The organism is Pontibacter chitinilyticus (genome assembly GCF_039748935.1).
Classification (GTDB): Bacteria; Bacteroidota; Bacteroidia; order Cytophagales; family Hymenobacteraceae; genus Pontibacter; species Pontibacter chitinilyticus.
This window is the reverse complement of the sequence record NZ_JBDIZJ010000001.1, coordinates 306,439-320,447: the sequence shown is the minus strand read 5'-3', so window position 1 is coordinate 320,447 and position 14,009 is coordinate 306,439. Positions and strand designations below refer to the sequence as shown.

The 14,009-nt window shown below is 52.3% G+C and carries 12 protein-coding genes; 8 read left to right on the top strand and 4 right to left on the bottom strand.

Annotated features, from left to right (window positions below):
• Positions 1–19 precede the first annotated feature (19 nt).
• Both mgrA and ABDW72_RS01345 read right to left on the bottom strand, forming a co-directional pair.
• Positions 20–1,009, bottom strand: coding sequence for an L-glyceraldehyde 3-phosphate reductase (mgrA, locus tag ABDW72_RS01350; protein WP_347156646.1), 990 nt, complete (start codon positions 1,007–1,009; stop codon positions 20–22).
• Positions 1,010–1,208: 199 nt separating this feature from the next.
• Positions 1,209–1,637, bottom strand: a complete 429-nt coding sequence (locus ABDW72_RS01345) for a hypothetical protein (protein WP_347156644.1) — start codon at positions 1,635–1,637, stop codon at positions 1,209–1,211.
• Between the two features lie 502 nt (positions 1,638–2,139).
• Here ABDW72_RS01345 and ABDW72_RS01340 point away from each other — a divergent pair.
• From ABDW72_RS01340 to ABDW72_RS01315, 6 genes are all read left to right on the top strand, one after another.
• Positions 2,140–2,391: a hypothetical protein gene (locus ABDW72_RS01340; protein ID WP_347156643.1), complete on the top strand. Its 252-nt coding sequence runs from the start codon at positions 2,140–2,142 to the stop codon at positions 2,389–2,391.
• Positions 2,388–3,785: a histidine--tRNA ligase gene (gene hisS / locus ABDW72_RS01335; RefSeq protein ID WP_347156642.1), complete on the top strand. Its 1,398-nt coding sequence runs from the start codon at positions 2,388–2,390 to the stop codon at positions 3,783–3,785. The genes ABDW72_RS01340 and hisS overlap by 4 nt, the downstream gene beginning before the upstream one ends.
• A gap of 9 nt (positions 3,786–3,794) precedes the next feature.
• A complete protein-coding gene (gene hutH / locus ABDW72_RS01330) occupies positions 3,795–5,285 on the top strand; it encodes a histidine ammonia-lyase (RefSeq protein ID WP_347156640.1) in 1,491 nt (496 codons plus the stop codon).
• A 125-nt stretch (positions 5,286–5,410) separates the two neighbouring features.
• A complete protein-coding gene (locus tag ABDW72_RS01325) occupies positions 5,411–7,339 on the top strand; it encodes a T9SS type B sorting domain-containing protein (RefSeq protein ID WP_347156639.1) in 1,929 nt (642 codons plus the stop codon).
• Between the two features lie 188 nt (positions 7,340–7,527).
• Positions 7,528–7,863, top strand: coding sequence for a YbaB/EbfC family nucleoid-associated protein (locus ABDW72_RS01320; RefSeq protein ID WP_347157069.1), 336 nt, complete (start codon positions 7,528–7,530; stop codon positions 7,861–7,863).
• Position 7,864: 1 nt separating this feature from the next.
• Entirely contained in the window at positions 7,865–8,875 is a 1,011-nt protein-coding gene (locus tag ABDW72_RS01315; protein WP_347156638.1) for a glycosyltransferase family 2 protein, read from the top strand.
• A gap of 192 nt (positions 8,876–9,067) precedes the next feature.
• Here ABDW72_RS01315 and ABDW72_RS01310 read toward each other — a convergent pair whose 3' ends face one another.
• Entirely contained in the window at positions 9,068–9,286 is a 219-nt protein-coding gene (locus ABDW72_RS01310; RefSeq protein ID WP_347156637.1) for a PspC domain-containing protein, read from the bottom strand.
• Positions 9,287–9,424: 138 nt separating this feature from the next.
• On the opposite strand from ABDW72_RS01310, the gene ABDW72_RS01305 reads away from it, so the two are divergent.
• The gene (locus ABDW72_RS01305) at positions 9,425–11,209 is read left to right on the top strand and encodes a tetratricopeptide repeat protein (RefSeq protein ID WP_347156636.1); all 1,785 of its coding nucleotides are present in this window, start codon (positions 9,425–9,427) and stop codon (positions 11,207–11,209) included.
• Between the two features lie 73 nt (positions 11,210–11,282).
• A complete protein-coding gene (locus ABDW72_RS01300) occupies positions 11,283–12,266 on the top strand; it encodes a pyruvate dehydrogenase complex E1 component subunit beta (protein ID WP_347156634.1) in 984 nt (327 codons plus the stop codon).
• Between the two features lie 697 nt (positions 12,267–12,963).
• Here the strand turns inward: ABDW72_RS01300 and ABDW72_RS01295 are convergent.
• A complete protein-coding gene (locus ABDW72_RS01295) occupies positions 12,964–13,872 on the bottom strand; it encodes a YihY/virulence factor BrkB family protein (RefSeq protein WP_347156633.1) in 909 nt (302 codons plus the stop codon).
• Between the last annotated feature and the right edge of the window lie 137 nt (positions 13,873–14,009).

The window sequence follows — 14,009 nt, the reverse complement described above, 5'->3', positions numbered from 1 at the left end:
TGTTTATAGTATAGGCGGTTTATTTCAGGATCTTTTCGATCTTCTCCAACTCCTCGGCACTGAAGTGTGTGTGATGCAGGCACTGCAGGGAATCTGTTAGCTGCCGGGGAGAGCTGGCCCCTATCAGCACCGAAGTTACCCGTTCATCTTTCAGCAGCCACGCCAGCGCCATTTGGGCTAAAGATTGGTGCCGCTGCTGCGCCAGCCTGTTAAGCTGGTGCACCTTCTCTAGTTTGGCTTCGGTGAGGTCGTGCTCCTGCAGGTGCCCGTGCGATTTGGCCGCCCGCGAGTTGGCGGGTATGCCTTTCAGGTACTTATCGGTAAGCAGCCCCTGCGCCAGCGGCGAAAACGGAATGCAGCCAACGCCCTCCTGCCCCAGCAGGTCGAGCAGGCCATCCTCTACCCAGCGCTCAAACATAGAATACTTGGGCTGGTGGATGAGACAGGGAGTGCCCAATTGCCGCAGTATTTCAATCGCCCGGGCAGCCTCGGCGGGCCGGTAATTCGAAATACCAACATATAAAGCTTTGCCCTGCCGTACTACTAGGTCAAGCGCGGCCATGGTCTCCTCCAGCGGCGTCTCAGGATCGGGCCGGTGGTGATAGAAGATATCCACATACTCCAGGCCCATGCGGCGCAAGCTCTGATCCAGGCTGGCAACGAGGTATTTCTTAGAACCCCAGTTCCCATAAGGGCCTTCCCACATATCATAGCCAGCCTTTGTCGAGATGATGAGCTCGTCGCGGTAGCTCCGGAAGTCCTGCTGCAGCAGCTTTCCGAAGTTCTCTTCTGCAGCACCATAAGGCGGTCCATAGTTGTTGGCCAGATCGAAGTGCGTAATGCCGGCATCAAATGCAGTATGTAAAATGGCACGGAAATTCTCCATCACGTCTACATGCCCAAAGTTATGCCACAAACCCAGCGACAGGGCTGGTAACTTAAGCCCGCTGTTGCCGCAGCGGCGGTACGACATCGTGGTGTAGCGGTCGGGATTCGGAGTATAGGTCATAGCGGATTTAACGTTGTTGCCTGAAAATAGGCGAAAATTTTCGGACGCACAAACTGGCTTCCAGTGGCCTACAGCAGGAAATGCTGCACCCTATTGACACGGACGGTATAAGTATAAAAGAAAAGCCTGCAGGGATTGCAGGCTTTTCTTTTATACTTATACCGTGTTTCGCCTCGATGGCTAAGCACGGGTGGTGTTTTTATTGTTCGTCCGGCGTATCGGTATTTTCCTCTTTTTTAGGATACCTGCCAAAGCTGTACTTCGTTTGTGCAGCACTGCAGCCATAAGGGCCAAAAGAACCGGTACGACCCCCCAAGTAAATGTTTGGCCTTGTACTTCCGACCGCCTTCTGCTGATTTACCGGAACAGAAGCCTGCTGCCGGTTGGTGTCGTATGTGAGGTAATCATTTTGGCGGGCATAGCGCCGGTGCGTGTTAGCAGACGCCGAAGCAGGCTGGCTATAGCCGCGAGCCGCACTACCAGGTTCATAACCGCTTTTGTTCAGGCCGAGCGTGCTGTTTGGCCTGTCCTGAAAAAGAGCCTTGGAAGGGAGGCTGTTTTCAGTTTGCTCATAAAGGTACCCTCTGGTGTACCTTGCATCTTCTTCGGGCTGGTTAATTCTTTTCATATGTCTAAAATAGAGTTTCGTATCTTCATAACTGGACTACAGAAGGCATATAACCGTTGACGGCGGTATATGCACCGGCAGGGCCGTTGTATAGTTGCTGAGTTAAGTTCAGGTCAATAGGTATATTATGTATAAGTTGTACATTCTGTAGTATGCTGGTGAAGAAGATAACTCTTACAAATAGCGCCGATCAGAGCAGTTATTTGCTACATTGTCAGGTTGTATCTGCTACAGCCTTTTGGTGTATTGCGCCTGCTCTATGCTGGTGCTGGCCATACACCCGCGGGTAATTGCTCTCACAGCAATTGCATTATTTATCTTCTGGTGATATCCTACTATTTAACTGTGTTATAGTATACGAGAATAGACCTTTTTTGTAGCGAAAAACTTCTGAAATACGTGTTTTTCTAAATTAGGTCATGTTTACCAGAAAAAAATGCTTTTCTACAACGACAGCGCACTTACAGCTACTGCGGCCTAAAATACTGACAACTGCATATTTATGAGCTTTGTCTTTTCTGCCCCTGTTCTTAATGATGCGCCTGCTGAAGTTAATATCCGTATTTATAGCAATAAAAATACGTACTTATCAAAACCAGCGGTTTTAACTAAACATCTAAGCATGAAGCCGCTTCCGCTATCTAAAATTGTACTTCTTTTCATCTCGCATTTAGGATTATTTTTGATTACTATACTCCTCGCCCACCTTTGCACCACTTTTCGTAACTTCGCCGGCAAACTGGCGAATGTATGAGCAAAGAGAAACCATCTATACCGAAAGGAACCCGCGATTTTGGCCCGGCTGTCGTAGTCAAGCGCAACTATATTTTTGGCGTGATCAAGCGCACCTTTGAGAAGTTCGGCTACCTGCCCCTCGAAACCCCCGCCATGGAGCAACTTTCGGTGCTCACAGGCAAGTATGGCGAAGAAGGCGACCAACTGATCTTCAAAATCCTGAACTCCGGTGATTTTCTGGCTAAAACCAAACCTGAAGACATCGCCGAAGGCTACAAGCACCTGACTCGCAAAGTATCCGAAAAAGCCCTGCGCTACGACCTGACTGTGCCGTTTGCCCGCTTTGTAGTGATGAACCGCAACGAAATCACCTTCCCGTTTAAGCGCTACCAGATTCAGCCGGTGTGGCGGGCTGACCGGCCACAGAAAGGCCGCTACCGGGAGTTCTACCAGTGCGACGCCGACGTGGTGGGCACCAGCTCGCTGTTGTGTGAGGCGGAGATCGTGCAGATGATCAACGAGGTGCTCACCACACTGGGCCTGACGGATTTTACCATCAAAATAAACCACCGGGGTGTGCTGGCTGGCATTGCCGAAGCCATCGGCGAAAAAGGACGCGAAGGCGATATCTGTGTCGCGATCGATAAGCTCGACAAGATCGGGGCTGAGGGCGTGCGCAATGAACTACTGGAGCGCGGCATCTCGGAGCTGGCAGTTGATAAACTTGAGCCACTTTATACGTTGAGCGGCAGCAACGAAGAAATTCTGGAGCAACTCCAAACCATACTTGGGCAAACGGCCGAAGGGCAGCGCGGCCTGCAGGACCTGCAGGAAGTATGGGCGTATCTCCGAAAGCTAAACAGCCAGGCACTGACAGCACAAAATGTTTCGGGTGCATCCCGCCTGTTGCTGGACGTAACGCTGGCTCGGGGCCTCTCCTATTATACCGGCTGCATTTTTGAGGTGAAGGTGAATAATGTAAGTATGGGCAGCATCAGCGGCGGTGGCCGATACGATAACCTGACGGGCATGTTCGGCCTTCCGGATGTATCGGGTGTGGGCTTCTCGTTTGGCGTGGACAGGATCTACGATGTGCTGGATGAGTTGCATCTCTTCCCGGATAGCAGCCAGGTTGGCACCAAAGTACTGCTCGTGCAGTTTGACAAGGAGTCGGAGCTGTATGCCCTGCCGGTACTGCAGCAACTGCGCGATGCCGGCATTGCTTCGGAGCTATACCCGGAAGCGGCCAAACTGAAGAAGCAACTCAGTTATGCCGACCAGAAGCAAATCCCGTACGTGCTGCTGATCGGATCGGAAGAGATGGCTTCGGGCAAACTAAAGCTGCGCAACATGCAGGTAGGCGAGCAACAGGACCTGGCCGTGGACGAAGTGATCAGCTACCTCACCAAATAAATCCGCAACATGCCGCACGTACACTCTATCTCCAGCGAATACCTGACGCTGGACACCATTGAAACCATCCTGACAGAGCAATATACGCTGGCCCTGTCGGAAGAGGCAGAGCAGCGCATTGTGCGTTGCTACAACTACTTGCAGCAGCGGATCAGCACTACCGACCGTAGCATCTATGGCATCAACACCGGTTTTGGCGCGCTGTGCAACAAACAGGTTTCGCCTACAAGTTTGGAGCAGCTGCAGCGCAACCTGATGATGTCGCATGCCTGCGGCACCGGGGCTGAAGTGCCACAGGAAATAGTAAAGCTGATGCTATTGCTTAAGATTCAGTCGCTGGCATACGGCCATAGTGGTGTGCAACTGGAGACTGTCAAACGCCTGATCAGCTTCTTTAACCGCGATGTATACCCTATCGTTTACCAGCAAGGCTCTTTGGGCGCCAGCGGCGACCTTGCTCCGCTTGCACACCTGTGCCTGCCGCTACTGGGCCTGGGCGAAGTATACTACCAGGGCTATAAACTGGCCAGCGAGCACGTGCTGGAGATGTTTAGCTGGGAACCGATCGTGCTGAAGGCGAAAGAAGGGCTGGCGCTGCTCAATGGCACGCAGTTTATGAGCGCTTATGGGGTGTATACCTTGCTGATGGCCCGGCGCCTTTCCCGGCAAGCCGATGTGGTGGGCGCTCTCTCGCTGGATGCTTTTGATGGGCGCACGGAGCCATTCAATGCGTTGATTCACCAGATACGGCCGCACCAGGGGCAGTTGGAAACGGCGCAGGCCGTGCGGGAGTTGCTGGCGGGCAGCCAGCTGGCCGCGCAGGAAAAGCAGCATGTGCAGGACCCCTACTCCTTCCGCTGCATGCCGCAGGTGCACGGTGCCTCCAAAGATGCCCTACGTTACGTAGAGCAGGTATTTCTGACAGAAATCAATGCAGTAACTGATAATCCGAATATTTTTCCGGCGGAGGATGAGATCATCTCGGGGGGCAACTTTCATGGGCAGCCACTGGCATTGGCACTAGACTTTTTAGCGATTGCATTAGCAGAATTGGGCAGCATTTCGGAGCGGCGCACTTACCAGCTGATCTCCGGCCTGCGCGGGCTTCCGGACTTTCTGGTAGCTGAATCAGGGCTGAACTCCGGCTTTATGATCAGCCAGTATACGGCCGCTTCCATTGTGAGCCAGAGCAAGCAGCTGTGCACGCCCGCCTCTGTTGACTCTATCCCCTCGTCCAACAACCAGGAAGACCACGTAAGTATGGGCGCGAATGCGGCAACCAAATTATACCAGGTGGTGCACAACACCGAGCGGGTGCTGGCCATTGAGCTGATGAACGCCACGCAGGCGCTGGACTTCCGGCGGCCGCTGCAAACCTCGCCCGTACTAGAGCAGTTGGTAGCTGCCTACCGCGAGCAGGTGCCCTTTGTATCTACAGACAGGGTGCTGCACGATGATATTATGCAAAGCATCAGCTTCCTGAGAGGTTATACCTTATAAAGCATTTGTTACAGCAGCATACAAAATGCCTAGTACTATGACGGGGCCTTTTGCTTTATAGCACAATAAAATCTGCGGTGCAGCATTATATAAACAGCTTCATAGTGAAAGTCAACTTGTAACCTGTGAATTACCTCCTGACCTTATACTTTATACTTGGGCTGGTGCCTGGCTTTTCGGCGATGGCGCGAAGCAGTACGCCCGGGTGTTTTGAGGCGTTTGATACCCAGGGCAAAAAGATCACAACGCTGTGTGTGGGCCAGGAAGTAACTTTTCAGGACTGCGGCAACAAGGTACCGGACGAGAACGAGTACTACGTCTTCGACTATAAAAGCGGCAGCAAGATCCCAACACCGTCCACGCCCGAAAAGAAGCATACATACACGGAGGCAGGCAAATACCGGGTACTGCAGATTGCCAACTATGGCGGCGCCACCCTCACCGATACGGTTTCGCAGGTATATGAGGTGAAAGAAGCCCTTCCGCCCACCCTTGCTTTTACAGCCTGCGCCAACCGCCTGCTGCACGTCACTGTTACGGACAAGCGCTACGATACTTATACCCTTGCGTTTGGAGATGGAAAGCAGCAACTGATGAAAGCGGGCCAGGAGGTCAGCCATACGTACGCCGCCGAGGGCACCTTCACGCTGACACTCACCGGCACTTTTGCAGGCGCGCCTTGCCAGGGCATTACGCAGCAGCAGGTAACAGTGCAGGGCGCTGTGCCGGTGCCGAAGTTGGCGAAGCTCGAGGTGCTGCAGCAGGCTGCGGCCGGACAGCTCCGGTTTACCCTGCAAAACCTGCAGTCCGGCCTCCGCTATACCCTCGAACGGCAGCAGCATGCAGGCAGCAGCTTTCAAACGATCGATACTCTCCGTCAGGTAACCCAGGCGGAACTGACCTATACGGTGGCGGATGTCAACACCACCGAAGCCGCTTCTTACCGCATCACACCTACCGATGAATGCCTCTCGCACCTGAACGAAGTGTCCAACACCATACAAAGCATCACTCTGGCCTCTATCCCCGCTGAGCAGGAAGTAACCTTGCAGTGGACTGCGCCACCAGTTTCTGTGCAGCAAACGGAACTGTACCGCAACGGCAGTCTCCTTCAAAGTATGGCTAAGAACACGTCGCGCTACACCGATACTGACGTCAGCTGCGGCCAGACGTATACCTACCAGGTTGTCAATACCTATGCTGCGGCTGTTCAATCTGTTTCGGTGCAGCAGCAAGTGGCGGTAACTTCCACAGCCATCCCCCAAGCCGGCTACCTGGCATCCACTTTTGATCTGGACAATCAGCTGCAGCTCTCGCTTACTTTGCCAGCCGGCCAGCAAACACAGCAGGTGCGTTGGGAGCAAAGTATAGCCGGAGGCGCTTACAAAGAACTTACTACTACGCCGCAGCCCTTGTTTACCGCGGCGACGCCTGATATACTTACCCCCACCTGCTACCGGGCAAGTTATACGAATACCTGCGGCAACAGCTCGGGCTTCAGCAACAGCACCTGCCCCATACTGCTGCAGGCCAGCAGCGCAGCCGACGGCAGCATAAATCTAAGCTGGACCAAGTATGAAAGCTTCCCCAGCGGTGTGGGCCAGTATACCGTCGAGTTGCTGAGCCCGGACAAACAGTTGCTCGCCAGCTATGCGGCCAGCGGCACCAATTATACTGATCATACCCTCGGAAATGAACCGCTCCTGCTTTACCGCATCAAAGCCACCGCTAAAAGTGGCGTGGGGCAGACGTACTCTAACATCCAAACACTGGAGCAGCCGTTGCTGCTGTTCGTGCCAAGCGCTTTCACACCCAACAACGATGGGCTGAATGACGTGCTACAGGTGAAGGGTCGTTTCTTCAGCAACTACCAGATCCGCATTTACAACAGCCTTGGCAATGTGTTGTATGACGCTACAGACCCGCTGGGAGGTTGGGATGGCACTTTTAAGGGAAAGCAGATGCCAGCCGGCGTTTACTCCTATGATATTAGCGTCACCACAGCTGCCGGTACACCCAGCCATCGCACCGGCACTGTGACCTTGCTCCGGTAGCACTGCTAATTTGTTGCACCGCTGCTTTATTTTACCGGCAGTCGCACGGGGCCGGATGTAAAAGGATGAAAGATGGCCTTTTGGCTGCTCTTGCCCCTGCGCCGTAAAGTATAAATTTGATGCGTATATTTGCTGCCATTAGCGGCAAAGAGACCACCGCCTCGTACACCTATTTAAAAGAAAAAGCTATGTTTGATATGTTCGGCATGATGGGCAAGATGAAAGAAGTCCAGGCCAAGTTAAAAGAAGCACAAGACAACCTGCAGCATATTACGGTAACGGCAGAATCAGGCGCCGGCCTGGTGAAAGCTACTGTAAACGGACAGCGTAAACTCCTCAAAATCGAAATCGACGAATCTATCCTGAACGCCAACGACCAGGATATGGTGAACGACCTGGTAGTAGCTGCTGTGAACAATGCCATGCTGACGGCCGGTGAGCGCGCCCAGGAAGAGATGAAGAAAAATACAGAAGGCCTTTTGCCAAACATACCGGGCCTGGACCTCGGCAGCTTTGGCCTCTAACATGCCCCACACAGCCGTTGTTATACTTAATTGGAACGGACTGCGCTTTTTACAGGAATTTCTGCCATCGGCAATAGCAAACAGTGGCAGCTGCGAGGTAATCGTGGCTGACAATGCCTCCACCGATGGCTCTGTTGCGTTTCTGCAGGAGCATTTTCCGGAGGTAAGGCGTATTTTACTACCCAGCAACTATGGCTTTTGTGAGGGGTATAACCAGGCACTGCGGCAGGTAGAGGCAACCTATTATGTGCTGCTCAACTCTGATGTGGCTGTGCCGCCAAACTGGACGGAGCCGGTGCTGCAGTTGATGGAATCCGATGCTTCTGTTGCCGTTTGCCAGCCTAAGATCCTGTCGCAGCAGCAGCCTGCTTTTTTTGAGTATGCCGGCGCTGGCGGCGGCATGATGGATGCGCTGGGATACCCTTTTTGCCGCGGCCGCCTGTTCGAAACGCTGGAAGAAGACCACGGGCAATACAACGACCTGCAGGAAATCTTCTGGGCCACCGGTGCCTGCATGTTTGTACGCAGCAGCGTTTATCATGCCCTTGGAGGACTAGAGCCCGGATTTTTCGCCCACATGGAGGAAATAGACTTTTGCTGGCGTGCCCGCAATGCCGGGTATAAAGTGCTGTATAATGGCCACAGCCAAGTATACCATGTAGGAGGCGGTACGCTGCACAAATCCAACCCGCGTAAAACCTACCTTAATTTTAGGAACGGGCTGGCTTTGCTCTACAAGAATCTGCCCTCACAGGAGCTGCTGCCAACGCTGAGCCTGCGGGTGCTACTCGACTGGTTGGCAGCTGTTCGTTTTTTGATAGGCGGCCAGGTGGCAGATGCGAGAATGGTGCTGAAAGCGCAGGCTGACGTGCTGCTTAAATGGAATTACTGGCGCAGCCGTCGCAAAGAGCAGCCCCGCAAAGGAGATTTCAAGCACATGCCAGGCGTTTACAAGGGCAGTATAGTATGGGCGTATTTCGTCAAGAAAAAGAAAACGGCGCAGGAACTGTGAGCTATAGCTAAAGGGTGGCTTGCCAAATGGCAAACACGCTACCGGAGGAGAGCAGACCGGCAAGTATAAAGTAATGGCTGCGTATAAACAGGAAAGCTTATGTTATGAAGCAGGTTTTCTGATAGCCATAAGGCAAATCATACTTCTTTGTGCTGCTTTCTAATCTTAGGTAAAAGCGCTTTGGCCAAAAAACTACAGGTCCCAGACGGTGCTACGCTCGCGGCGCAGGTGCTTTTGCACATTCATCCAGAAGGCGAGCATCAGGTAAATGATAACTGGAGAGCCCATCGTCAGGAACGAGAGATAAATAAATGACAGGCGAATACTGCTGGTTGCGAAGCCAAGTTTTTCGCCCAGCATCGTGCAAACACCAAATGCCTGCGATTCGATAAAGTACTGAAGCCTTTTCATTTGATTAGGTAATTAGACTATAAATTTACCGTTATTTATACTTCTGCCAAATTTTAATCAGCAGGATGAGACTATAACCGCAAACGAAAGCAAAAAGTTTTTGGTGTGTTCTTTTACGATGAAATTTTACAAGTAGATATGCTTCAGCAGTTTAGCCTTCAACGGTTATTTTACCCCCTTATTCTGGCACTCGTTATGTCCGGCACCGGCTGCACCCTTACCCGCATGGTGCACTTGGCCGAAAAAGAGCAGGAAATCACGGTTAGCCCCAATCCGCTGGTGGCAAACGGAAAAGAAGTCGCTTTTGAGATAAAAGCGCAGGTGCCGCAGAAACTGATCCGCGACAAGCAGCGCTACAAACTGGATGTATACTATGAGTATGGCCCGGAATTGCAGCGCGAAAACATCGGCTTCCTTAACTTTGAGTTCGGCAATTTCACCTATGAACATGGCAAACCTACGATCATCAGCCAGTTCTCCTTCCCTTACGCTGCCCCAAAAAACAAGGGCCGCCTGATGGTGCAGGGCATCGCCATCGACAAAGAAGATGACGACGTGAAGTATACGAAGCCTAAGCAGGTGGCGATAGGCCTTGTTACCACACCCCTGCTGCTGGTGCGCAGCAACGACTTTGATTTTACACCTACAACTTACGAGGAGGAGGCTAATAAACCCGCTACCCTTACTTTTTATTTCGAGAAGGGCGAGGCGAAGCTCCGCAGTTACCTGGGCTCCAACCTGCAGGTGCTCGACCAGTATGTACTCGATAATGTGACGCAGCAAAACATCCACATCACTGCCAGCCAGTCGCCGGACGAGGCGGGAACCCAACTGGCACAGCAGCGGGCTAAGGCGCTGGAAACCTATTACTGCAACAAAGTACAGACACTGGATTACTCCGGCAAAAAGGTAAAGATTAACACAGCTGTGCAGCACGATTACACGGCAGCCTTGCTGGACAAACTGAAAGCCTCTGCCCTGCCGAAGGCGGAAGTGCAGGCCGTCATGGAGATTCTGAGCAGCGATAAAAGCCTGGCGGAGCAAGCAAAAGCCTTGGAGCAAACAGCAGCATACGATTACCTGCAGCAGTACGTGTACCCAAGCCTGCGCACGGCCACCGTTCAGATCAACTATAACCGTACCCGCAAAGCTGACTACGAAATTTATCTGCTGGCGAAAAAGATAGCCGAAGAAAAAGCGGATGCCGACGTGCTGACGGAGGAAGAACTGCAGTATGCCGCCACCCTTACTCCTTTGCTGGCCGAGAAGCGCAAACTGTACGAGGCTGCCATTAAAACTACCGATAAGTGGCCGGCCTATTACAACCTGGGCGTGGTTTACAACGAAATGGCCCGCAAAGACTATCGCCCTGCCGCAAAGCAGGCGCTGCTTGCCCGCGCCATTCACAACTTGTCTTACGCCGGCTTCCGCAACCCTACGGCCAAAGTATACTACAGCCTGGCCAGCGCTTACCACGAGCGCGGCGACCGCCTGGAAGCGCTGCAGTATTACGATTATGCCATCAAACTGGGCGGCGACAAAGACATTTTACAGCATATTTTCGCTGATAAAGCAGCCCTGGAAATTGAGGTTGGTCAGTATGACGATGCTATCGAGAGCCTCCGCTATGCCGGCGACAGCTACCAGACCAACATGAATCTGGGCCTGAGTTACCTGCTGAAGGAGAACTACGAGGGGGCGGAGCAGTTTTATGACCGCGCCCTGGAATTGAAGCCGCAGGAGGCCCTGGCCCACTACAGCCTGGCCCTGATTGGCGCCCGCACCCACAACGAACCCATGCTGGAGCAGCACCTGCGCCAGGCCGTACAAGCCGATAGCAGCTTTACCCAGCGCGCCATTAACGACCTGGAGTTTGAAGCTTACCACGACTCGCCGGCATATAAGGCCACACTCATCCGGTAGAAATCCGGGAAGTACATTGTAAATTGGCAGACTTCTTTTAATTTTACCTCCTGAACCGAGAATTAACATCTATATGCGAAGTATACAGTTTAGAGAAGCCCTCCGCGAAGCTATGACAGAGGAAATGCGCCGTGATCCAAGCGTGTTCCTGATGGGTGAGGAAGTGGCGGAGTATAACGGTGCCTACAAAGTGAGCCAGGGCATGCTGGATGAGTTTGGCCCGGAGCGTGTGATCGATACGCCTATTGCCGAGCTTGGCTTTGCCGGCATTGGCGTGGGTGCTGCCATGAACGGCCTGCGCCCTATCATCGAGTTCATGACGTTCAACTTCTCGTTGGTAGCCATCGACCAGGTGATCAACTCGGCCGCTAAACTGATGTCTATGTCTGGTGGCCAGTACGGCGCTCCCATGGTTTTCCGTGGCCCCACAGGTAGTGCCGGCATGTTGTCGTCGCAGCACTCTCAGAACTTCGAGAACTGGTTTGCCAATACGCCCGGCCTGAAAGTGGTAGTTCCATCGAACCCATACGATGCCAAAGGCCTGCTGAAAGCCGCTATCCGCGACAACGACCCGGTGATCTTTATGGAGTCGGAGCAGATGTATGGCGACAAAGGCGAAGTGCCGGAAGAAGAATACCTGTTGCCGATCGGCGTAGCGGACATAAAGCGTGCAGGTACTGATGTGACAATCGTATCGTTTGGTAAGATCATGAAAGTAGCGCTGGCCGCTGCCGAAGAGTTGGCCAAAGACGGCGTGAACGCCGAAGTGATCGACCTGCGCACGGTTCGCCCGATCGACTATAAAACACTGGTAGAATCCGTAAAGAAAACTAACCGCATGGTGGTGGTAGAAGAGGCCTGGCCGTTGGCGTCTATCTCTGCCGAGCTGGCTTACCATATCCAAAGCAATGCTTTCGATTACATGGATGCTCCGGTAAAGCGCGTAACATGCCGCGATGTGCCGCTTCCATACGCACCAACTCTGATCGAAGCATCGCTGCCTGACATTCAGCGCACCATTGACGCTGTGAAGCAGGTGATGTATACTAAAGCTTAAACCTTACTAGTTTATACTTTAAAACCGAAAGGCGAAGCTTAACTGCTTCGCCTTTTTTGTTGCTGAACTGACTATACTTGCTCGTCGTAGCTGCGCTCGGGTGGATACTTTTAGCTATAGATTATACTTTATCTATTAAGCTATACTTGCTAGTTGCCGTTCTTCCTCAGTTTTATACTTGTCTTGTTACATCTTAAGCTTTGGAGCGCTCTAAGTCCGCGAGGGCACGTCCTGGGGTGCAGGGGCTCCCGACAAGGGCATTGCACGGTGGCGTGAACCAGCGCTGGCGCGCTGCCTTGCAGGCACCGGAACCCGCCAAGGCGCTCCACCCAAGGACTGGAATCTTTCTCATAGCTGCTGTTTTTACTTAAGCTCAAGTATAAATCTCATACTTCTACTTCTTTCCTTTTTTCTCCTGTTATCCTGGAAAGGTCTTGGTAGAAGGGAAATCCTGATTAGCCAGAACTACAACGCTTATACTCGAGCCAAAGCGACTACAGGCTCCCCTCCTTAGACAAGTGCGAACGCGAGTTCGAAACTTGCGGGCGTAGCTCTGAGGGGCAGGGGTGGTTGGAGCCGGAATTTACTTCACAAGCTGCCTACGAAAACAAACAACCTATACTTGAGGAAAAAGGCCTAAACCAATAACACTAACACTCTCTAAAAAAACTACAGCAGACGACCTAGAGCGGAATACTCAGCTATCCTTTTCTACCTCCTTTACTTTTACTTTCACCGCATGATCTTCGGGTTCAATGCCATGGTCGTGTCTAAGCGAGTAGACCTGCGTAAACTCAGCGCCCAGCAAAAAGATGATGGACGTGTAGTATACCCATACAAAGATCAGGATGAGTGAGCCGGCTGCGCCGTAAGAATCAGACATGGTATCGTATTGCATGTAGATGTGGAGCAGGTACTTGCCAATCACAAAGAGCACAGCGGTAACGGAAGCGCCCACCCATACATTGTGCCACTTGATTTTGGCATCAGGAAGCACTTTAAATATAGCTGCAAAAATAACAATGCCCACCACGACCGACACCAGCACATTGCCAATATTAATCAGGTAGACAGCGATGCCGGAAAATTTGTCCCTCAAAAAATCATTCACAAAACCCAGCAGAATATCAATGGTGAGGGAGACCAGCAACAAAAAGCCCAGGCTCACCACCATAGCGAGCGACAGCACCCGATCTATGACCAGTTTGAGCCAGCCTTTCTCCGGCTTTGCTTTTACTTCCCACATGGCATTCAGCGAGTCCTGCAGGGCCACGAAGACCGTGGTGGCTGTAAAGATCATGGTACAAACGCCTACAACGGTGCCCAGCGTACTGGCTGGCGACAGGCTGGCATTTTCGATGATGCCCTGTATCTGCTGCGCACTGTTATGGCCTACTACCCCGCTGATCTGTTTCACCAGCTGGCCCCGCACCGCCTCCTGCCCAAACACGGCGCCGGCGATGCGGATCATAATAATGAGAATAGCGGGCAGGGAGAAGATCGTGTAGAACCCGATAATTGCTGCATAGTCCAGCGGATTATCATTGATAAACTTCTTGAAAGTATGCTTTATCAGGTTCCAGGTATAGGAATATTTACTTTTCATGCGTGGGGATGCTTTAGCTCATTACAGGAGCTGCTGTCCTGGTAGCAAGCCCCTTTCCTTTAGCATACGGTACATTCCCGCTGGCGATTCATGCTGCCGCTTTGTTCAGTGGCTTATCCTGCAGCTCAGGAACAGTG